The sequence below is a fragment of the Ruegeria sp. AP12 genome (assembly GCF_056540025.1).
Genome location: NZ_JBQFVZ010000254.1, coordinates 1 through 619, shown reverse-complemented (window position 1 = coordinate 619; position 619 = coordinate 1). Strand labels below are relative to the sequence as shown.

The 619-nt window shown below is 57.8% G+C and carries 1 pseudogene; it reads left to right on the top strand.

Annotation, left to right across the window (positions count from 1 at the left end):
• A pseudogene (locus ACR0E6_RS22590) lies at window positions 1-529 on the top strand (AsmA family protein); the annotation flags it as partial.
• Window positions 530-619 lie beyond the last annotated feature (90 nt).

The window sequence follows — 619 nt, the reverse complement described above, 5'->3', positions numbered from 1 at the left end:
CAGTGGCAAGGGTCGGCTGGATATCGGCAGAGGGGTGATCTCAGGGATTGATCTGGACCGGATAATGGGGCGCGGAGACGGGAATGGTGGCGCGACGGTGTTCAACAGCCTGACGGCCAGCTTCACCATTGATCAAGGGGTTCTCAGGAATGAGGATCTGCTGATGTCGCTGGATATCTTCAGGGCCGACGGTCAGGGCACGGTCGGCATAGGTGCGCGCAATATCGACTATCTGTTCACGCCGACCGCGTTGCGGGCCAACTCGGGTCAGGGATTGTCTGTGCCGGTCAGGATCGTGGGGCCGTGGAGCAACCCCTCGATTCAACCGGACCTGAGCAAAGTGATCGAGGCCGCCGCTGAGGGAAAGATCAAGGAACTGGAAGGCGACGCCAAACAGCAAGTCCTTGAAAAGGTCGGGGACGAATTGGGCACCGCTGTCACGGACAGCGAAAGCCTTGAAAAAGCGGTAAAGAAGAAGCTTGAAGAGGAAGCCAAGAAAGGGCTTTTGAAACTGCTTGGCGCAGATTGATGGGGTGGGGCGTTATCTGCGCCCCAACCCTTTGGCAAGATCAGATGGTCTGATCGTAGTCACCAACACCGGGTTCGGTGCGAATGACGG